The organism is Streptomyces sp. NPDC096339, assembly GCF_044762985.1.
Lineage (GTDB): Bacteria > Actinomycetota > Actinomycetes > Streptomycetales > Streptomycetaceae > Streptomyces.
This window is the reverse complement of sequence record NZ_JBIWFI010000003.1, coordinates 109,308-128,235: the sequence shown is the minus strand read 5'-3', so window position 1 is coordinate 128,235 and position 18,928 is coordinate 109,308. Positions and strand designations below refer to the sequence as shown.

The window sequence follows — 18,928 nt, the reverse complement described above, 5'->3', positions numbered from 1 at the left end:
GGTGCGGTGCCAACGGCCTGTCAGGCGTTGGTGGCGGGAAGCGGGTCGCCGGGGGTGTTGACCCGGACGACGTCACCGATCACGATGACGGCCGGCGGGCGGACCTCCTCCGCGCGGACCCGCTCGCCGACGGTGGCGAGGGTGGCGTCCACCCGGCGCTGGGCGGCGGTGGTGCCCTCCTGGACGACCGCGACGGGGGTCTCGGGCGAACGGCCGTGGCGGACCAGCGCCTCGGCGATCAGGCCGATCTTGTCGACGCCCATGAGGATGACGAGCGTGCCGGTGAGCTTGGCGAGGGAGGCCCAGTCCACGAGCGAGCGCGGGTCGTCGGGGCCGACGTGGCCGCTGACCACCGTGAACTCGTGGGCGACGCCCCGGTGGGTGACCGGGATGCCGACGGCGCTCGGGACCGAGATGGAGCTGGAGATGCCCGGCACGACGGTGCAGGGGATGCCGTGCTCGGCGAGGGCCTGGAGCTCCTCCATGCCGCGGCCGAAGACGTACGGGTCGCCGCCCTTGAGGCGCACCACGGCCTTGCCGGCCTTGGCGTGCTCGATCAGGGCGTTGTTGATGGCCTCCTGGGCCATGTAGCGGCCGTACGGGATCTTCGCCGCGTCGATGACCTCGACGTGCGGGGGGAGCTCGTCGAGGAGGTCGCGGGGGCCGAGCCGGTCGGCGATGACCACGTCGGCCTCGGCGAGGAGGCGGCGGCCGCGCACGGTGATCAGGTCGGGGTCGCCGGGTCCGCCGCCGACGAGGGCGACGCCGGGGGTGTGCGGGCGGGCGGCGGTCAGGGAGCCGTCGCGCAGGCCTTCCACGACCGCGTCGCGGACCGCGGCGGAGCGGCGGGGGTCGTTGCCGCTCAGGACGGCGACGGTGACGCCCTCGACGCGGCCGGTGGCCGGGGTCCAGGCGGTGGCGGCGTCGGCGTCGTCGGCACGGACGCACCAGACCCGCTCGCGCTCGGCCTCGGCGGAGGCGGCGTCGTTGGCGGCGCGGTCGCGGGTGGCGATCAGGGCGTACCAGGCGCCGGCGAGGTCGCCGTCCTCGTAGCGGCGGCGCTCCCAGCGGATCTCGCCGGTCTCGGCCATGGCGTCCACGGAGGGGGTGGCGGAGGGGGAGATCAGGAGGACGTCGGCGCCGGCCGCGATGAGCGCGGGGAGGCGGCGCTGGGCGACCTGGCCGCCGCCGATGACGACGACGCGGCGGCCGGCGAGTCGGAGACCGACGGGGTACGCGGGGTGTTCGGCCATGGCGGTGCGGCTCCTGATGCGGCGGTGGTTCTGTCGTGCCGCTGCGGCTTTGGAGCGGCGGGGTGTGTGCGGTGTGCCGTGTGTGCGGGGTGCTGACGTGCGGCTTTCCTGGTGCGGGTCCACCATACGGCCCGGCGGGGGCGGTGGCGCGGGGCGGGCCCTGCGGGCGGCTTTCCCCTACCCGCCCCTTCCCGAAACCGGGGCTCCGCCCCGGACCCCGCTCCTCAAACGCCGGAGGGGCTGGAGATTCCGCCCGGCGGGCTGGATTTGCGCGGCAAATCCCAGCCTCGCCAGGGGGCACCTCCCAGCGGTAGCTGGGGGAGTTTGAGGCGCGGGGTCCGGCGGAGCCCCGAGGAGGCGGCCCGCACGGGCTACTTCTCGGTGACGCCCGCCGAATCGAAGGTGGCGACCTCGTGCATCGCGCGGGCCGCGCTCTGGACCAGCGGGAGGGCCAGCAGGGCGCCCGTGCCCTCGCCGAGGCGGAGGTCCAGGTCGACCAGCGGGCGCAGGCCCAGCTTGTTGAGCGCCGCGACATGGCCCGGCTCCGCGCTGCGGTGGCCCGCGATGCACGCGGAGAGGGCCTCGGGGGCGATGGCGCGGGCCACCAGGGCGGCGGCGCCGGCGCTGACGCCGTCCAGGATCACCGGGGTGCGCAGGGAGGCGCCGCCGAGGAGGAGGCCCACGATCGCCGCGTGCTCCAGGCCGCCGATCGCCGCCAGGACGCCGATCGGGTCCGCCGGGTCCGGCTGGTGGAGCTCCAGGGCACGGCGTACGACCTCGACCTTGCGGGCGTGGGTCTCGTCGTTGATGCCCGTGCCGCGGCCGGTGACCTCGGACGGGTCCACACCCGTGAAGACCGAGATGAGGGCCGCGGACACCGTGGTGTTCGCGATGCCCATCTCGCCGGTGAGGAGGGCCTTGTTGCCGGCCGCGACCAGGTCGCGGGCCGTCTCGATGCCGACCTCGATGGCGGCGACGGCTTCCTCGCGGGTCATCGCCGGGCCGGTGGACAGGTCCGCCGTACCAGGGCGGACCTTGCGCGGCAGCAGGCCCGGCGTGGCCGGGAGGTCGCCCGCGACGCCCACGTCGATCACGCAGACCTCGGCGCCGACCTGGTTGGCGAAGGCGTTGCAGACCGCGCCGCCGCCGAGGAAGTTCGCCACCATCTGGGTGGTGACCTCCTGCGGCCACGGCGTGACGCCCTGGGCGTGGACCCCGTGGTCGCCCGCGAAGATCGCGACGGCCGCGGGCTCGGGGATCGGCGGCGGGCAGACCCGGGAGAGGCCGGCGAGCTGCGCGGAGATGATCTCCAGCATGCCGAGCGCCCCGGCGGGCTTCGTCATGCGCTTCTGCCGCTCCCAGGCCTCGCCGAGCGCCTTCGCGTCGAGCGGACGGATGCTGGCGACGGTCTCGGAGAGCAGGTCGTGCGGCTCCTCGCCGGGCAGCGCGCGGCGTCCGTACGTCTCCTCGTGCACGACCCAGGAGAGCGGGCGGCGCTTGGACCAGCCGGCCTGCGCCAGCTCGGGCTCGTCGGGGAACTCGTCGACGTAGCCGACGCACAGGTACGCGACGACCTCCAGGTGCTCCGGCAGGCCGAGCGCGCGGACCATCTCGCGCTCGTCGAAGAAGCTGACCCAGCCGACGCCGAGGCCTTCGGCGCGCGCGGCGAGCCAGAGGTTCTCGACGGCGAGGGCCGAGGAGTACGGGGCCATCTGCGGCTGGGTGTGCCGGCCGAGGGTGTGGCGGCCGCCGCGGGTGGGGTCGGCGGTGACGACGATGTTCACCGGGGTGTCGAGGATCGCCTCGATCTTGAGTTCCTTGAACTGCTTCGCCCGGGCCTTGGGCAGGGAGTTCGCGTACGCCTCGCGCTGGCGCTGGGCGAGCTCGTGCATCGTCCGGCGGGTCTCCGCGGAGCGGATGACGACGAAGTCCCAGGGCTGGGAGTGGCCGACGCTGGGCGCGGTGTGGGCCGCCTCCAGGACGCGGAGCAGCACCTCGTGCGGGATGGGGTCGGTGCGGAAGCCCTTGCGGATGTCGCGGCGTTCGCGCATCACGCGCAGGACGGCCTCGCGCTCGGCGTCGTCGTACGCCGGAGCCGGGTCGCCTGCGGCGGGCTCGGCGGGGTCGAGTGCCTCGGGCTCGGCCTGGTCGCCTTCGGCGGGCGCGGCCGGGTCGAGTGCCTCGGGCTCGGCGGGGTCGCCGGCGGCGGGCTCGGCCGGGGCGGTCGCCTCGGCCGGCGCTGCGGCGGCCGCGACCGGCTCGGCCGGATCGACTGCGGTCGGCGCGCCCGGGGCGACTGCGGCGGGCTCACCGGGCTGCGGGGCGTCGGCCGCCGCGGGGGCGAGCGGTTCGAGCTGGGGGGCGTCGGCCGTGACCGGCCCGGCCGGGTCGACTGCGGCGGGCCCGGCGGCCTCGGCCTGCGCGGCGGCCGCGAGGGGCTCGACGGGGGCCTGCGCAGCGTCGGCCGGGGCACCGGCGGCGGGCAGGCCGGACTGCGGACCGTCGACCGTGGCCGAGGCGTGCGGATCGGGCTGCGGGGCTTCGCCCGCGGCGGGCCCGGCGGGCTCCGCGGGGTGGGCACCCTCGGGCTGCGGGGCGGCGGCTTCGGCCGCGGCGAGCGGGTCGGTGTGCGGCGCCGCGTCGGCGGCGACGGGCTCGGGCGCCTCGGCGGGTGCCGGGGCGGGCTCGGCCGCGGCGGCCTCCGCCGGGAGCGGCTCCGCCGGTACGGCGGCCGGGGACAGGACCTCGGCGGGAGCCTGAGCTGCGGGCGTCTCGGGGACCGCGGGCAGCGGCTGCAGGAGTTCGGTCTGAGCCGGCAGGGCCTGCGCGGGCGCCGCCTCGGCGCTCTGGAGGGCCTCGGCCGGTACGGGTTCGGCGACCTGGAGGGCCTCGGCCACCGCGGGCGCGGCGGGCTGAGCCGGGGTCTCGGCGGGGGCGGGCAGCGGCTCGGGCTCGACCGGCAGGATCGCGGAACCGTCCGGGAGCTCCACCGCCGCCGGGGCCACCGGGAACGGCACGGGGCCTGCCTGCGCGGGCTCCTGGGCGAAGACGGGCTGCTGCTCGGGGGCCTGGGCGGCGTCCGCCACGGGCTGCGGCTGGTGCTCGGCGAGCGGCGCCTCCGCGGTCCACGGGGCGCCGGCCTGCGGCGGGATCTCGGCCGCGTGGGGGGCCGGGGCCACCGGGAGGTCGAGGTACTCGGGGCCCATGGTCTGCGGGCCGGGCTGCTGCAGGGGGGCCGGCGCCGCGGCCGGGCCGCGGTCGGCGAGGGAGCGCACGACCCCGCCGGTGGCCTCGGGCACGGGCGGACCCATGTGCAGCGGGCGGCGGACCGGGGCCGGGGCGGCGGGCGGCGGGACGTTCAGTCCGCCGAGGTCGAGCGCGCCGGAGTCACGGCCGCCCGCCTCGTGCACGCCGGCGCCGTAGGAGGGGTACTCGGGGTACGCGGCCGGCTCGGTGTACACCGGGGCCTCGGAGTACTGCGGTTCGATGCCGTAGGCCGGGAACTCGGGGGCCTGTGGGACGACCTGGGGGTCGCTCCACGCGCCCTGGCCGCTCGGCATCAGCAGCAGTTCCTCGTCCTCCGGCTCCGCCGGGTCGTCCACGAGGTCCTGGAAGGCGTAGCCGGCGGGAATCGGTGCCGGGATCTGGACCGGAGCGGGGATGCCCTGCTGATCCACCATGCCCGCGTTGTCCGGGTGACCCTCGCCCGGGACCTGGCCGGTGTCAGTCATGCGTACCCCTCGCCCATCGGTTGTGCCTCTTCGATCGCCCGGCGTCCACGTGACGAACGAACGGTCCGCGCGACAACCAGTAAGCATTGTCGCGCCCGTTAGCCCTCGTGACGGCCATAACCGCCGCGGTCCTCTGTGGACTGCGCCACGTCGCCGCGCAGACTGTGCCGCGATGCCCGAATCGTCCTGGGCGGTACGACGATCGGCCAGCCTACCCCGGCCTCCGGGTCAGCGGTTCACCGGGCGCTGAGCTGCCAGCAGGAACACCACGGAACGGTCCTGTTCGGCCCAGGTACGGGTGTCCAGGCCCACGGACTGCAGCAGCGCGCACTCGACGGCGTACCCGTGTTCGGCCAGTACCCGGCCGATGGCTTCCGCCTCGTCGCGGGTGGAGGCGTGGCTGACGATCCGTTCGGGACGGCGGTCGGCGACGGCCTCGACGACCGCGGCGCCGCCTCCGCCGACGCGGACGACGTCCGGCTCGGGCAGGTTCTCCAGTACGTGCGGCGCCCGGCCGGGGACGACCTGTACCTGCACGCCCCGCTTGCGGGCGGCGGCAGTTACCCGTTCGCAGGCGTCGGGGTCGGCGTCGACGGCGATGACGGCCGCGCCGAAGGCGGCGGCGTCCACGGCCACTCCGCCGGTGCCGGCGCCGATGTCCCAGACGAGGTCGCCGGGGCGGGGACCGAGCCGGGCGAGTTGGGCGGCCCGCAGCTGTGCGGACTGCCCCTCCCCCGCTTCCGCCTGCGGCCGGGCCCAGCCGCGTTCGCCGGCCGGGGCGGGGCGCTGCCCGAGCAGCCAGCCCGGTTCGGCTTCGGGGGCCTGCCCCGCGCCGCCGATGACGATGACGACGTTCGGGTCACGCCAGTTGTGGTCGGCGGCCCTGTCGGAGGTGAGGACGCTCACCTGTTCGCGTTCGGTGCCCAGTTCCTCGCAGACGACGAAGGTGCGGTGCACCCCTTCGAGGAGCAGCGCGAGTTCGGCGGGCCCGGCGCCGGGCGAGGTGAGGACGGCGACCTTGGGGTGGGCGCGGCAGACGTTGACGGCGCGGCGCAGGGTGCGGCGGTGGGCGACGACGACCTGGGCGTCGTCCCAGGGCATGCCGGCGCGGGCGAAGGCCGCGGCGACGGAGGAGACGGCCGGTACGACTTCCACCTCCAGGCCGTGCTCCGGCGCGCGCAGGGTGCGTACGACGCCGAAGAAGCCGGGGTCGCCGTCCGCGAGGACGACGGCGGTGCCGCGGTGGCCGGCGATGCGGCGGGCGGCGAGGCCGAGGCTGCCGAGGCGGATGCGTTCCGCGGTGGGCGGCACTTCGGGGAGTGCGAGGTGGTGGGCCGCGCCGGCCACCAGGGTGGCGGCGGAGAGCGCGGACCGGGCCGCCGCGGTCAGGGGGGAGCCGTCCCAGCCGATCACCGTGACCCGGTCGGACATCGTCGTCAGTCTCCTGGGGTGGGGGCAGGCGAATGGTGCCGTTTCGCCAGGCGGGGGGAGGGCCGGGGGCCGGGCACGGTGAGACTACCGGGTCGGTCGGTCAGCTCCAGTCCGCGCCGACGGCGTAGCCGTTCGCGCCCGCCCGCTGCCCGAAGGAGTAGGCGTCCTCGTATCCGTAGGCGCTGTCGTACTCGTCGCCTTCGTCGAGGTCCTCGGGCAGGAGGCTCCAGACGATGAGGTCGGTGCGGGTGTCGGTCCAGGTGCCGTCGGGGTTCTGCGTACGGACTATCCACGCGTTGCGCAGGACGCCCTCGCTGATGCAGCCGATCTTCTGGGCCACCTGCTGGGAGGCGGTGTTGTCGGCCGCGGTGCGCAGTTCGAGGCGTTCGAAGCCCTGGTCGCGGAAGAGCCACTGGGAGACGGCGAGCACGGATTCACTGGCGTAGCCCTCGCCGCGGGCCCAGGGGGCGGTGACGTATCCGACCTCGGTGGCGCGGGTGCGCCAGTTCGTGTTCTGGAGGTGGACGATGCCGACGAGGCGCTGGGTGAGGAACTCGGTGACGGCGAAGACGATGCCGCGGCCCTCGGTGCGTTCGGCGTGGGACTGCCGGGTGGCCCACGCGTGCGCGTCCGCGTGGGTGTAGGGGTGCGGTGCCGTGGTCCACGCGGTGATGTTCTCGTCGTTCATCATCTCGGTGAGCGCGGTGACGTCGTCTTCCTCGAAGGGGCGCAGCACCAGCCGGTCCGTGCTGATGGTGACGTCCGGGAAGGTGGTAGTCATGCGCAGCTCCATCGCCTTTGCTGGACCGTTTGCGTGGGTCGTAGGCCACAGCATGCAGCATGGGTCGCGAGAAGCGCATGGCCGGGTTGCCCGGAAGCGGGCAGAAGTCGGCCCCGCACGCCCACCCGGGGGTGCGGGGCCGGATCACAGCGGGGTGATCGGGACTTCGGGTCAGGACTTCGGGGCGCCGAAGGCCGGGATGACCGAGCCCTGGTACTTCTCCTCGATGAACTTCTTGACCTCGTCGGTGTTCAGGAGCTTGGCGAGCTTCTGGATCCGCGGGTCGTCCTGCTTGCCGTCCTTGACCGCGAGGAAGTTGGCGTAGGGGTTGCCCTCGGCCTTCTCCAGGACCAGCGCGTCCTTGGCGGGCGACAGCTTGGCCTCGATGGCGTAGTTGCCGTTGATGACGGCGGCGTCCACGTCGTTCAGGGCGCGCGGGACCGTGGCGGCCTCCAGCTCCTTGAACTCCAGGCCCTTCTTGTCGGTGATGTCGGACAGCTTGGCGCCGGTGCCGACACCCTCCTTGAGGGTGATCAGGTTGTTCGCGGCGAGGAGCTGGAGGGCGCGGCCCTCGTTGGTGGTGTCGTTGGGGACGGCGACGGTCTGGCCGGCCTTGATGTCGGAGAGGGCCTTGACCTTCTTGGAGTAGAGGCCGAGGGGCTCCAGGTGCACGTTCACGACGGGCACGATGTGCGTGCCGTTCTTCTTGTTGAAGTCGTCGAGGTACGGCTTGTGCTGGAAGAAGTTGCCGTCGACCTGGCCCTGCTCGGTGGCGGTGTTCGGCAGGACGTAGTCCGTGAACTCCTTGACCTCCAGCTTGAGGCCTTCCTTGGCGGCGAGCTTGTCCTTGACGAAGTTCAGGATGTCGGCGTGCGGGCTCGGGGAGGCCGCGATGACGAGGGGCTTGCTCTCGTCGGTCTTGCCCCCGTCGGCCTTGGCGGTGGACGGGTCGGAGGAGCTGCCGCAGGCGGTGAGGCCGAGCGCGAGCGCGGAGGCGGTGGCGGCGAGGGCGGTGAGCTTGACGTTCTTACGCACGAAGAGTGCCTTTCTGACATTTTCTCGGGGATGTGGCCCAAGCACGACAAGTGCGGGCTTTTCGAGGGGGGAAGTCTGTTCAGGCCGTCCGGCCGCGGCGGGCCAGGAGGCGGACCACTCCGTCGCCGATCAGCTGGATCACGGTGACGAGGACGATCAGCACGACGACGGTGGCGACCATGAAGCCGGTCTCGAAGCGCTGGAAGCCGTAGGTGATGGCCTTGGATCCGAGCCCTTCGCCGCCGACGGCGCCGGCCATCGCCGAGTAGCCGACCAGCGTGATGACGGTGGTGGTGACGCCGGCGACCAGGGAGGGCAGGGCCTGGGGCAGGAGCACCTTGCCGACCAGGGTGGGGATGCCGCCGCCCATGGACTCGACGGCTTCGATCAGGCCGTGGTCCACCTCGCGGACGGCGGTCTCTACGAGCCGGGCGAAGAAGGGGATCGCACCGATGGCGAGCGGGACGATCATGGCGGTGGGGCCGATGAAGGTGCCGACGACCGCGGTGGTGACCGGGATCAGGAAGATCAGCAGGATGATGAACGGGAGCGAGCGGCCCATGTTCACGATCACGCCGAGGACCTTGTTGAGCGGCCGGTTCTGCAGGAGGCCGCCCTTGTCGGTGAGGACGAGCAGGATGCCGATGGGCAGCCCGCCGAGAACGGTCACCAGGGTGGACCACAGCACCATGTAGAGGGTGTCGTAGGTGCCCTGGGTGAGCAGGGGCTGCATCTCGGACCAGGTCACTTGGCACCATCCTTGACCAGTGCGGCGAGTTCGCCGTCGACCGCGTCGACGAGTTCGACCTGGAGGCCCTGCTCGCGCAGGAAGCCCACCGGGACGACGTTCTCCTCGTATCGGCCGGGCAGCTCGATGCGCATCCGGCCGATCTGTTTGCCCGCGACGGTGTCCATCGCGGCGCCGAGGATCGAGATGTCGATGTTGTAGGTCCGCGAGAGCTGGGAGATGACCGGCTGGGTGGCGGCGTCGCCGTGGAAGGTGACGTCGACGACGGTGCGGTCGGGGCCGGTCGCGTAACCGGTGACGGGGAAGAGTTCGGCGGCGAGCTCGGAGCCGGGGGTGGCCAGGAGCTCGGAGACGGTGCCGGATTCGACGATCCGGCCCCGCTTCATCAGGGCGGCCGAGTCGCAGACGGACTTGACCACGTCCATCTCGTGCGTGATGAGCAGGACGGTGAGGCCGAGCTGCCGGTTGAGGTCGCGCAGCAGCTGGAGGACGGAGCGGGTGGTCTCCGGGTCCAGGGCGCTGGTGGCCTCGTCGGACAGCAGCACCTTGGGGTCGCCGGCCAGGGCGCGGGCGATGCCGACGCGCTGCTTCTGGCCGCCGGAGAGCTGGGTCGGATAGGCCTTGGCCTTGTCGGCGAGGCCGACCAGGTCGAGGAGTTCGAGGGCCTTGCGGGCGCGGTCGCGTCCGGAGACGCCGAGGATCTCCAGGGGCAGTTCGACGTTGGCCTGGACCGTGCGCGAGGACAGCAGGTTGAAGTGCTGGAAGACCATGCCGATGCGGCTGCGGGCCCGGCGCAGTTCCTTGCCGGCTCGCCGGCCGCGGCCGGCGAGCGCGGTGAGGTCGACGCCGTCGACGGTGACGGTGCCGCTGGTGGGGCGCTCCAGCAGGTTCACGCAGCGGATCAGGGAGGACTTGCCGGCGCCGCTCTGGCCGATGACTCCGTATACCTCGCCCTCGCGGACGTGCAGGTCGACGCCGTCCAGGGCGGTGACCTCGCGGTCACGGGATGGGTAGACCTTCGTGAGGCCCGATGTGGTGATCACAGGAATTCCGTCGCTGTCGAGTGCACGGCGCGTGCGGGTGCCGTGTACGGGGCAAACATCTGGGGACGCGATACGGGCTGAAACCGGGATGAATCGGCGGTCTCGACGCGTGCGCGGGGCAGGAGCGGTCCGGGATGCGTGGACGGGCTCGGCCGGTCTCGCTTCGGGGCGCGAGGCTTGCGGAGGGGGCCCTCAGAAGGCGCACATTCGACACATACAACGAGCACCGGGCGTCATCGTCGCCTCGGTCGCAAGGGTGCGGCTGCTCGTCGTGGTCATGGGCCCCAGTAAAGCAGACATGTCGCTTCACCGATCAACGGCGTCCGGATAGCGGACGGAATTCGATCGCATTCCGGACGACATCGGTCGGGTTCGGCCGTCCGTCCCGACCGTCGGGATCCCGTCGCCCACCTGCACGGACACGGCGGACAGGTCCCGTACGACCACGTCCGCGTCGGGTTCGTCGGCGGTGTGCGTTGTGGTCAAGACCACGGTCCGCAGGGCCGGCCCCGCTCAGCGGGCCTCGCTCAGCGGGCCTCGGCGAGCGGCCGGGTGGCGAGGCCCGCGAAGAGGGGCGCGCGCATCGGATCTTTCGGCCCGTAATACCCTCGCAGCATGCTCGACGCCCTGACGGTCGCCATCGGCGTGGCCGCACTCGCCCTCGCCGCCTGGTGCGGTCACGCCGCATGGCGGGACACGCCGACCAAGGACTGGCACTTCATCGGCATGGCCGTGGTGACCCTGCTGGTCCTGGCCCAGCTGGTCATAGGCCTGGTGCAGCTGGCCCGGGGCGAGAAGCCCGACGAGGGCAACGTGATCTTCGTGGCCTACCTGATCGGCGCGTTCGCCGCGGTACCGGCCGCCGGGATGCTGTCGCTGACCGAGCGCACCAAGTGGGGTTCGGTGACGGTGGCCGCGGGCGCCTTCGTCCTCGCCGTCCTCGAAGTACGGCTCTACGACATCTGGGGGACCCCCGGTGCCTGACACGACGACGACCGCCGCACCGGCGGCCCGCAAGCGGCTGGTCTCCGGCCCCGGGACGCTGCTCGTGTGGCTGTACGGGGTGATGGTGGTGGGCGCGCTCTCGCGTTCGGCCTACCAGATCTCGACCCAGTTCGACCGGGCGCCGCTCGCGATCTCCCTGTCCGCGGTGGCCGCGGTGGTCTACGCGTTCATCACGTACTCGCTGGTGCGCGGCGGGGAAACGGCCCGCCGGGCGGCGCTGGTGTGCTGCGCCGCCGAGCTGACCGGCGTACTGGTCGTGGGCACGTGGACCCTGCTCCGCCCGGAGGAGTTCCCGGAGCCGACCGTGTGGTCGTCCTTCGGGATGGGCTACCTGTTCATCCCGGTGATCCTTCCGGTCACCGGGATGCTGTGGCTCCGCGGCAGGCGCTGAACGGGACTACGCGCTGACCGTGAACTCGGTCGGGTCCTTGGCTTCCTTCTCCAGGATCACCAGGCGTACGCCGTCCGAGGCCGTGCGGCCGCCGACCTGGGTGTAGCCCGCCTTGCGGTAGAGCCGCAGGTTGGACTCGCTCTTGTGGCCGGTGTGCAGGCGGAAGCGGGCGGTGGCGCCGCGGCCCGAGAGGGCCTCTTCCACGGCGCGCAGCAGACGGCCGCCGAGTCCGTGGCCCTGCAGCCGGGGGTGGACGCAGAGCTTCGCGATCCTGCCGGTGCCGTCCTCGTCGACGGTGCCGCGGACCGCGCCGACCACCTCGTCGCCGAGACGGGCCACCAGGACGGTGTCCGTCGCCAGCTCCCCCTTGAGGGAGTCCAGGGACTGGGTGAGCGGCTGGATGAGGTAGTTGCCGTACAGCTCGGCCTCGCTCTGGAAGGCCAGGTACTGCAGTTTGAAGATCTGCTCGGCATCCTCGGCAGCCGCCGCCGAAATGGTCACGCTCATGCCCATGTGCGCATGCCTCCCGCTCACCTGGTAGCCCGATGGTCTACCGCTCCTTTCCCCACAGGCCAGGAGCCGCAACCTCTGCAGCCAGCATTCTGCGCAGACATCCCAGGCAACGGGAACGGACGGGCCCTAAACTTCCTTGTGAGATACCCAACTCTCCTGCGATTTCACGGTAAGTGAGGTCTCTGGGCGAAAGAAGTGCCTTCATCAGCTCGGGACACCGTCCGGGCAATCGGGCGACGGCCGACCGCAGGACCCGGTTCTCCTCCCCGTGCAGGAGGGCGTCTTCCGGTCCGGAGGCGGCGGGTGAACCCTGACGGCAGTCATAGGGGATCTCGCGGCGGGCACGGCGCCGGGCGCGGCGGGCCTCCGCGCGCACCGCCCGGCGGAGCCAGCGGGCCGGCTCGGCGGGTCCGGGGGTGCGTCCTCCCTGCTCCAGCAGCCTGACCCAGACGGCTTGTTCCAGGTCGGCCGCGTCCACTCCGGTGCCCGGAGCCTCGGCGGCCGCTTCTGCGGAGAGCAGCGGGCCCAGTTCGTTCAGCAGGTCCATGCCGGGCGGGACGAGTGGGCCGGGCCCGGTGGTTTCCCCACCGGGCCCGGCCCACTCGTACGGGAAGCTCCGCTCAGCGGTTGACGGGGCGTCGGCCGGGACGGAAGGCCTCCGCCGCGAGCAGCCCGGTGTCCGGATTGTCGGTGAAGATTCCGTCGATGCCCTGTTCGAAGTACGTCTTGAAGGCGCCGAAGGCGTCCCCGTACGCGGTCGGGTCGGTGCCCTTGCGGTACTCGGCGGGCAGGAAGTTGTTCTCGTTGCGCGCGGTGTAGGGGTGCAGCAGGAGTCCCCGGGCGTGCGCGTCCTTCACCAGCGTGGTCGGGGCGCCGAGCCTGCCGTCCGCGCCGCGCGGGAGGATCAGGTCCATGGTGGGGCCGATGCCCTGGGCGAAGCCGGCGATCCACTTCAACCCTTCGGGCTTGACCAGGTCCGCGACCGTACGCGGGTCCTTGGCCTGTTCGAAGTCCCAGGGTCGGGTTCCCGCCGCGGACAGCAGCACCACGCGGGGCGCGGAGACCAGCCGGGAGAGCCGCTGGATGCTGGAGGGCTCGAAGGACTGGAGGAACACGGGCGCGGTGCGGCCGTCGCGCCCGTAGCGGCGCAGCAGCCGGGCGAGGGGCTCTTCCAGGCCGAGGCCGAGTCCCCGGAAGTAGGTGGGGTGCTTGGTCTCGACGTGCAGCCAGACCCTGCGGCCGCGCCGCTTGCCCTCGCGGTCGGCCCAGCGCAGCACTTCCTCGAAGGTGGGTACGGCCCACCGGCCGTCGTAGAGGGTGTTGCGCTGGCGCAGGGCGGGGATGCGTTCCTTCGCGCGCAGGGTCTGCAGTTCGGCGAGGGTGAAGTCCTCGGTGAACCAGCCCGTCACGGAGACCCCGTCGACGGACTTGGTGGTGCGCCGCGAGGTGAACTCGGGGTGGTCGGCGACGTCGGTGGTCCCGCCGATCTCGTTCTCGTGACGGCAGACCAGGTGGCCGTCGCGGGTGGGCACCAGGTCCTGCTCGATGACGTCGGCGCCGAGGTCCAGGGCGAGCTGGTACGAGCCGAGGGTGTGCTCGGGCCGGTAGCCGCTGGCCCCGCGGTGCCCGATGACCGTCGGATGGGGGAGGTCGTCCTTGTGGCCCGCTCCGCTCTCGGATGCCGAGGCGGACCCCGCCGAGAGTCCGGCGATACCCGTCCCGGCCGCCAGTACCGCCGCCCCGAGGACCGTGCGCCGCGCTGCCCCACCCTGCGTCATGAGTGCCACTCCCCGCTCGTGAAAAGGCCCGGAATTGCGTGCCGATGGTAGGCGGGCGGAGGTGTCGGGAAGACCGGCGCGCGGGGAACATGGCGGAAACGTGCGTCAACACTGCGTATCCGATGCGTGAACCCGATGTGCGATCAGGGCGGGCCCGCGAGTATCGTCCTCACCTGCACCACCGCCGTACCGCCGTGTGGTGCACCGCCGCTTTTCGATGCCGGAGGGCTCACGTTGTTCCGTACCAGGCTCCTCAAAGCCACTGTCGGACCGGTCATTCGTCTGATCATCCGCACCCGTGTGGAGGGCATCGAGAACATCCCGGGCTCCGGACCGGTGATTTTGGCGGGCAATCACCTGACCTTCATCGACTCGATGCTCCTGCCGCTGGTGTGCGACCGCACGGTCCACTTCATCGGCAAGGACGAGTACGTGACCGGCAAGGGCATCAAGGGCCGGGCGATGGCCTGGTTCTTCACCGCGGCCGGCATGATCCCGGTGGACCGTGACGGGGCCAACGGCGGCGTCGCTGCCCTGATGACCGGGCGCAGGATCCTCGAAGAGGGCAAGATCTTCGGCATCTACCCCGAGGGCACCCGCTCCCCCGACGGCCGGCTCTACCGCGGTCGGACCGGCATCGCCCGCCTGACGCTGATGACCGGCGCGCCCGTGGTCCCGTTCGCGGTGATCGGCACCGACAAGCTCCAGCCCGGCGGCGCCGGCATGCCGCGCCCGGGCAAGGTCACCATCCGCTTCGGCGAGCCGCAGGAGTTCTCCCGCTACGAGGGCATGGACCGCGACCGGTACGTGCTGCGCGCCGTCACCGACTCGGTGATGGCCGAGGTCATGCGGCTCTCGGGCCAGGAGTACGTGGACATGTACGCCACCAAGGCCAAGGCCGCGTAGCTCCTACTGACGCTGGAGTGACCGGCTGACGCCCGCCAGTGTGGTCGTGGCGAGGATCCAACCGGTCACGATCAGCAGGTATGACAGCCACTGGTACCAGCCGGCGGGCGCGAAGGCCTGTTCCTGGCCGAAGCCGATGATCGGCAGCATCAGGTCGATCGTGTAGAAGACCGGATTGAATTCCGGCGCCTCCCCCGTCTTCAGCTCCCTCGGCGGGTGGATCCCGTACGCGAGCGATCCGATCAGCAGCAGCGCCAGCAGCCAGCCCGCCGCGCGCAGCGGCCGGAAGCCGTAGCCGACGGTGGCGTCCTGGAGGATTCCCCAGAACCGGGCGTGCCGGGGCAGGGTCCGGCGGTGCCTGCGCAGCTTGGCGAGCTGCACGGTCCGGGCGCCGGCCTCGTCGCCCACCGTGCGGTAGGCGGCGGCGAGCTGCTCGTAGGCGTACGGGAGGTAGCCGGTCTCCTCGCGCTCCAGGGCGGGCAGCCGCTCCTCGGCGGGCAGGTGGGGGGCGAGGGTGCGGTAGGTCAGGCCGTCGATGCGGATCTGCTCGGGCCAGGTCCCGGGCGGCATGTGCAGCAGGTCGAACTGGGAGCGGCGCAGGTTCACCCCGCCCTCGATGGTCTCGCAGGCCCTCAGCCACACCTCGCCGATCACGCAACTGGAGGCGCGCAGGGCGACCGCGCCCGGATTGCCGAAGACGGCGCGGCCGAGGTAGAGCTGGCCCGGTATGCGGGAGCCCGTGAGGTTGAACATGCCCTGGGCCTCCAGCCGGTGGCCCCGGACGTCGGTACCGACGGTCAGGTTCTCGGCGTGCAGCGCGATGCCTCCGGGAGCCAGCAGGCGGGCGCCGTCGAGGTTGATCTGACCGCCGACGACGGCCCCGTTGATCCGGGTCTGGCCGTGGACGGTGAGTCCCATGGCGATGACGTCGGTGCCGATGCCGGCGTGGTTGATCTGCAGCGGCGGCTCCGCGGCCTCCTCGGCGGCGTCGGGCGTGCCGATCACCGCCCGCTGGAGGAAGAGCCCGCCGGCTATCTGGGCTCCGGCCAGGCGTACGGGACCGGTGATCCGGCAGCAGGCCATCCGCAGCTCGACCTCGACGCGGAGGGTTCCGGCGGTGAGTCCCGGGAGGACCGAATCCGTGAGGTTGAGCGTGCGCAGCCGGGCTCCGAACAGCGTCGGAGGACGCTCGAACCAGCAGCTGCGCAGCCGCATCGGGGCATCGATCACGGCGTACCTGAGGTCTGTTCTGCCGCTGATCCGTGCACCCTTGACGTCGAGACCGGCGATCTGGCCGGGCACCGACGGGCTGGTGGCGAGAAGCGCCTGGAGGGCTTCGGCGCGCACGGTCCGCTCGGGCCCCCACGAGGCCCCGTCGGCGGGGTCCTCGTCGGGGCTCTCGCGGAAGTCGACGCCCTCGCCGCGCGGGAAGGCGTCCCATACGCGGCGTTCGGCCGGGGTCAGATCGTTGATCTCCATCGCCGGGATGGTGTCCCGCGCTTCGACGAACTGTCAACTCTCAACGGGACACCCTCCCTTGGCGGGACGTCAGTGTTCGACGCCCTCCTGGAGCTCCTGGCCCTTCAGCAGGAACCACGCGGCGACGGCGGTGGCCAGCAGGACGGCCGCGCCGACGCCCGAGGCGAACCGCAGGCCGTCCACGAAGGCCACCTGGGCGGCCTCCACCATCGGTCCGGCGGTGGCCGAGTCCAGGCCCTTGGCGACCTCGACGGCTCCGCCGAGGGACTCGTGGGCCGCGTCGGCCACCGGGCCCGCGACGGACGCCGGGGCGGTGAAGCCCTGGTAGACGCCGGTGACGATGGAGCCGAGCAGGGCGATGCCGAGGGCCGCGCCGAGTTCGTACGCCGTCTCGGAGACGGCGGAGGCCGAACCGGCCTGCTCCTTGGGCACGCTGGAGAGGATCACGTCGGCGGTCACGGTGAAGGAGAAGCCGGCGCCGAGACCGACGACGAGCAGGGCCGCGCCCAGCAGCGGGTAGCCGGTCTCCTTGTGGAGCAGGGTCAGTGCGCCGAGGGCCAGGCCGATGGCGGCGAGGCCGCCCGTCACGACGACGCGGACCGAGTACTTGCGGGCGTAGCGGCCCGCGACGAGGCCGGTGACCACCGCGCCGATGGCGGCGGGCAGTTCGGAGAGGCCGGCTTCCAGCGGGTCGCGGCCCTGGACGAGCTGGAGGAACTGCGAGAGGAAGAAGACGAGACCGGAGAGGCCGAAGACGGTGAGCAGGTCGGCGAGGACGGCGCCGGAGAAGCCGCGGTGCCGGAAGAGCCGCATGTCGAGCAGCGGGGACGGCAGGGTGAACTGGCGCCGGACGAAGGCGTACAGGGCCGCCGCGCCGAGCACCGCGGTGGCCACGACCTCCCAGGTCAGGCCGTGCGTGGCGGCTTCCTTGACGGCGTAGACGACACCGATGACACCGACGAGGGACAGGCCGACGCTGACGAGGTCCCAGGGACCGGCGACCGGGTTCTTGGATTCGGGAAGCAGCTTGATGCCGACGATGACCAGGACGATCATCACGGGGAGGTTGATGAGGAAGACCGAGCCCCAGTAGAAGTGCTGGAGCAGGGCTCCGCCGACGACCGGTCCGACGGCGGCGCCGGCGGAGGCGGTCGCGCCCCAGATGCCGATGGCGAGGCTGCGTTCCTTCGGGTCGTGGAAGATGTTGCGGATCAGCGCGAGGGTGGAGGGCATCAGGGTCGCGCCCGCCACGCCGAGCAGGGCCCGGGCGACGATCATCATCTCGGGGCTGGTCGCGCAGGCGTTCAGGACCGAGAGGGCACCGAAGGCGGTGGCGCCGACGAGGAGTAGCTTCTTGCGGCCGATCCGGTCGCCGAGGCTGCCCATCGAGACCAGGAGTCCGGCGATGACGAAGGAGTAGATGTCGCCGATCCACAGCAGCTGGGTGCCGGACGGCCCCAGGTCCTCGGAGAGCGAGGGGGTGGCGAGGCCGAGCACGGTGGCGTCCACCGCGACCAGCAGCACGGCCAGCACGAGTACCGAGAGCGCCAGCCAGCGCCCACGGCCCCCGCTCCGCACCCCCGTCTCCTCGATCAGGCTCGACTGCTTGGTACCGCTCATCACTCCACGCTCCGTTTGACGCCACCGAGCAGCAGCTCGATGATCATGTACTGAAAGTCCTTGGCCGCGACCCGGCCGTCCATGACGGCCCAGGCGCCGGCACCGATGAGGCTGTAGAGGGCCTCGGTGAGCCAGGCGGGGCTCAGGTCGATGCGGATGTCGCCCTCTTCCTGGCCGCGCCGGAAGAGCGCGCCGACCCGGGCATCGAGCCGCGCCCAGCCCTCGTTGACCTGGTCGCCCTCGAACAGCTGGTTCTCGGTGACGAGGAAGGCCAGCAGCTCGGCATTGGGCTCCGATTCGGCGACGAGCCTGCGCAGCGCGTCGATCGCACTGCCCTCGTCGAGGCGGGCGTTGTCGAACGCCACCTCGAACTCTCTGATGCCGAGCTCTTCGAGGGCCCGTACGAGGGCGTCGCGCCCGGCGAAGTGCCGGTGGAGGGTCGCGCGGCCGATTCCGGCGGCGCGGGCGACCTCGTCCATCGTGGCGGTCGATTTCCGGGAGAGCAGGGCCGCCGCATCGCGGAGCACCTGGTCACGATCCATGGCCATGAGACAAGCGTACCCCAAATGAGACGCCCATGTCTCATTCCGAGGAAAAATCAGGCTGCCCCGGGGCAGCCGGAACGGAAGGATGCCGCACATGAAGCCGTTGAAGCCGCTCCTGCTGATCGACGTCGACGGGCCGCTGAACCCGTACGCGGCCAAGCCCCAGCGCCGCCCCGAGGGCTACCGCACCCACCGGATGCGCCCCACGGGCTGGACCGGGGCCGAGAGCGCGAAGCCCCTGCGGGTCTGGCTCAACCACGCCCACGGAGCCGAGCTGCTCGCGCTCGCGGACTCGTACGAGCTGGTCTGGGCCACCACGTGGAAGGACGAGGCGAACGACTGGATAGGCCCGCACCTGGGCCTGCCGAGGCTCCCGTACATCGACTGGCCGGTGATGCACGGCCGGGCGCCGCGCGGCACCTTCTGGAAGACGCAGTACGTCCTGGAGTACGCGGGCACCCGCCCGTTCGCGTGGATCGACGACGACATCACGGCCATGGACCACGAGTACGTCGACCAGCGCCACCCGGCGCGGGCACTGCTCATGCGGATCGACGAGCGGATCGGACTGACGCGCCCCGACTTCGACGCTCTGGCGGAGTGGGCGGAGGGTTGCTAGCGGTCGCGGGAACGCCGGAGGGGCGGCGGAGCCACCCGGCTCCGCCGCCC

Annotated in this window: 17 protein-coding genes and 1 pseudogene; 4 read left to right on the top strand and 14 right to left on the bottom strand. The window is 72.3% G+C overall.

The genetic code is table 11. The features are described from left to right. Positions 1 to 20: 20 nt before the first annotated feature. The 8 genes and pseudogenes from cobA to ACIQ5Y_RS07120 all read right to left on the bottom strand — a co-directional run. Positions 21 to 1,253: a uroporphyrinogen-III C-methyltransferase gene (gene cobA, locus ACIQ5Y_RS07155; protein ID WP_403876002.1), complete on the bottom strand. Its 1,233-nt coding sequence runs from the start codon at positions 1,251 to 1,253 to the stop codon at positions 21 to 23. A gap of 371 nt (positions 1,254 to 1,624) precedes the next feature. After that, positions 1,625 to 4,984: a nicotinate-nucleotide--dimethylbenzimidazole phosphoribosyltransferase gene (gene cobT, locus ACIQ5Y_RS07150; protein ID WP_403875999.1), complete on the bottom strand. Its 3,360-nt coding sequence runs from the start codon at positions 4,982 to 4,984 to the stop codon at positions 1,625 to 1,627. Between the two features lie 228 nt (positions 4,985 to 5,212). Further along, positions 5,213 to 6,415 carry a precorrin-6y C5,15-methyltransferase (decarboxylating) subunit CbiE gene (gene cbiE / locus ACIQ5Y_RS07145; RefSeq protein WP_403875996.1) on the bottom strand — a complete coding sequence of 401 codons (1,203 nt, stop codon included), beginning with the start codon at positions 6,413 to 6,415 and terminating at the stop codon, positions 5,213 to 5,215. 100 nt (positions 6,416 to 6,515) lie between these two features. Further along, the gene (locus tag ACIQ5Y_RS07140) at positions 6,516 to 7,196 is read right to left on the bottom strand and encodes a GNAT family N-acetyltransferase (protein WP_403875993.1); all 681 of its coding nucleotides are present in this window, start codon (positions 7,194 to 7,196) and stop codon (positions 6,516 to 6,518) included. Between the two features lie 171 nt (positions 7,197 to 7,367). Next, the gene (locus ACIQ5Y_RS07135) at positions 7,368 to 8,231 is read right to left on the bottom strand and encodes a MetQ/NlpA family ABC transporter substrate-binding protein (protein WP_403875990.1); all 864 of its coding nucleotides are present in this window, start codon (positions 8,229 to 8,231) and stop codon (positions 7,368 to 7,370) included. A gap of 79 nt (positions 8,232 to 8,310) precedes the next feature. Further along, a complete protein-coding gene (locus tag ACIQ5Y_RS07130; protein ID WP_403875987.1) occupies positions 8,311 to 8,979 on the bottom strand; it encodes a methionine ABC transporter permease in 669 nt (222 codons plus the stop codon). Beyond that, positions 8,976 to 10,022, bottom strand: coding sequence for a methionine ABC transporter ATP-binding protein (locus tag ACIQ5Y_RS07125; protein WP_403875984.1), 1,047 nt, complete (start codon positions 10,020 to 10,022; stop codon positions 8,976 to 8,978). The genes ACIQ5Y_RS07130 and ACIQ5Y_RS07125 overlap by 4 nt, the downstream gene beginning before the upstream one ends. Positions 10,023 to 10,421: 399 nt before the next feature. Then, positions 10,422 to 10,523: pseudogene (locus ACIQ5Y_RS07120) on the bottom strand (HAD family hydrolase); the annotation flags it as partial. 114 nt (positions 10,524 to 10,637) lie between these two features. Here ACIQ5Y_RS07120 and ACIQ5Y_RS07115 point away from each other — a divergent pair. Beyond that, positions 10,638 to 11,006 (top strand): hypothetical protein, encoded by a 369-nt coding sequence (locus ACIQ5Y_RS07115; RefSeq protein WP_384587812.1) that lies wholly within the window; start codon positions 10,638 to 10,640, stop codon positions 11,004 to 11,006. Then, complete coding sequence (locus tag ACIQ5Y_RS07110) at positions 10,999 to 11,418, top strand: hypothetical protein (RefSeq protein ID WP_403875981.1); 420 nt, start codon at positions 10,999 to 11,001, stop codon at positions 11,416 to 11,418. The genes ACIQ5Y_RS07115 and ACIQ5Y_RS07110 overlap by 8 nt, the downstream gene beginning before the upstream one ends. A 6-nt stretch (positions 11,419 to 11,424) precedes the next feature. Here the strand turns inward: ACIQ5Y_RS07110 and ACIQ5Y_RS07105 are convergent, their stop codons facing one another. From ACIQ5Y_RS07105 to ACIQ5Y_RS07095, 3 genes are all read right to left on the bottom strand, one after another. Further along, a complete protein-coding gene (locus ACIQ5Y_RS07105) occupies positions 11,425 to 11,931 on the bottom strand; it encodes a GNAT family N-acetyltransferase (RefSeq protein ID WP_403875977.1) in 507 nt (168 codons plus the stop codon). Positions 11,932 to 11,968: 37 nt separating this feature from the next. Next, entirely contained in the window at positions 11,969 to 12,478 is a 510-nt protein-coding gene (locus ACIQ5Y_RS07100; protein WP_403875975.1) for an RNA polymerase sigma factor, read from the bottom strand. 73 nt (positions 12,479 to 12,551) lie between these two features. Further along, positions 12,552 to 13,709 carry a glycerophosphodiester phosphodiesterase gene (locus tag ACIQ5Y_RS07095; protein WP_403875972.1) on the bottom strand — a complete coding sequence of 386 codons (1,158 nt, stop codon included), beginning with the start codon at positions 13,707 to 13,709 and terminating at the stop codon, positions 12,552 to 12,554. 135 nt (positions 13,710 to 13,844) lie between these two features. Here ACIQ5Y_RS07095 and ACIQ5Y_RS07090 point away from each other — a divergent pair, with 135 nt between their 5' ends. Continuing rightward, a complete protein-coding gene (locus ACIQ5Y_RS07090) occupies positions 13,845 to 14,615 on the top strand; it encodes a lysophospholipid acyltransferase family protein (RefSeq protein ID WP_403876543.1) in 771 nt (256 codons plus the stop codon). A gap of 3 nt (positions 14,616 to 14,618) precedes the next feature. On the opposite strand, the gene ACIQ5Y_RS07085 is transcribed toward ACIQ5Y_RS07090, so the two are convergent. The 3 genes from ACIQ5Y_RS07085 to ACIQ5Y_RS07075 all read right to left on the bottom strand — a co-directional run bounded on the left by ACIQ5Y_RS07085 (position 14,619) and on the right by ACIQ5Y_RS07075 (position 18,262). After that, the gene (locus ACIQ5Y_RS07085) at positions 14,619 to 16,094 is read right to left on the bottom strand and encodes a membrane-associated oxidoreductase (RefSeq protein ID WP_403875969.1); all 1,476 of its coding nucleotides are present in this window, start codon (positions 16,092 to 16,094) and stop codon (positions 14,619 to 14,621) included. Positions 16,095 to 16,163: 69 nt separating this feature from the next. Then, entirely contained in the window at positions 16,164 to 17,714 is a 1,551-nt protein-coding gene (locus tag ACIQ5Y_RS07080) for an MFS transporter (protein ID WP_403875967.1), read from the bottom strand. Further along, positions 17,714 to 18,262, bottom strand: a complete 549-nt coding sequence (locus ACIQ5Y_RS07075; protein WP_403875964.1) for a TetR/AcrR family transcriptional regulator — start codon at positions 18,260 to 18,262, stop codon at positions 17,714 to 17,716. The genes ACIQ5Y_RS07080 and ACIQ5Y_RS07075 overlap by 1 nt, the downstream gene beginning before the upstream one ends. Before the next feature lie 100 nt (positions 18,263 to 18,362). Here ACIQ5Y_RS07075 and ACIQ5Y_RS07070 point away from each other — a divergent pair, with 100 nt between their 5' ends. Then, a complete protein-coding gene (locus ACIQ5Y_RS07070; protein WP_403876540.1) occupies positions 18,363 to 18,878 on the top strand; it encodes an HAD domain-containing protein in 516 nt (171 codons plus the stop codon). Positions 18,879 to 18,928 lie beyond the last annotated feature (50 nt).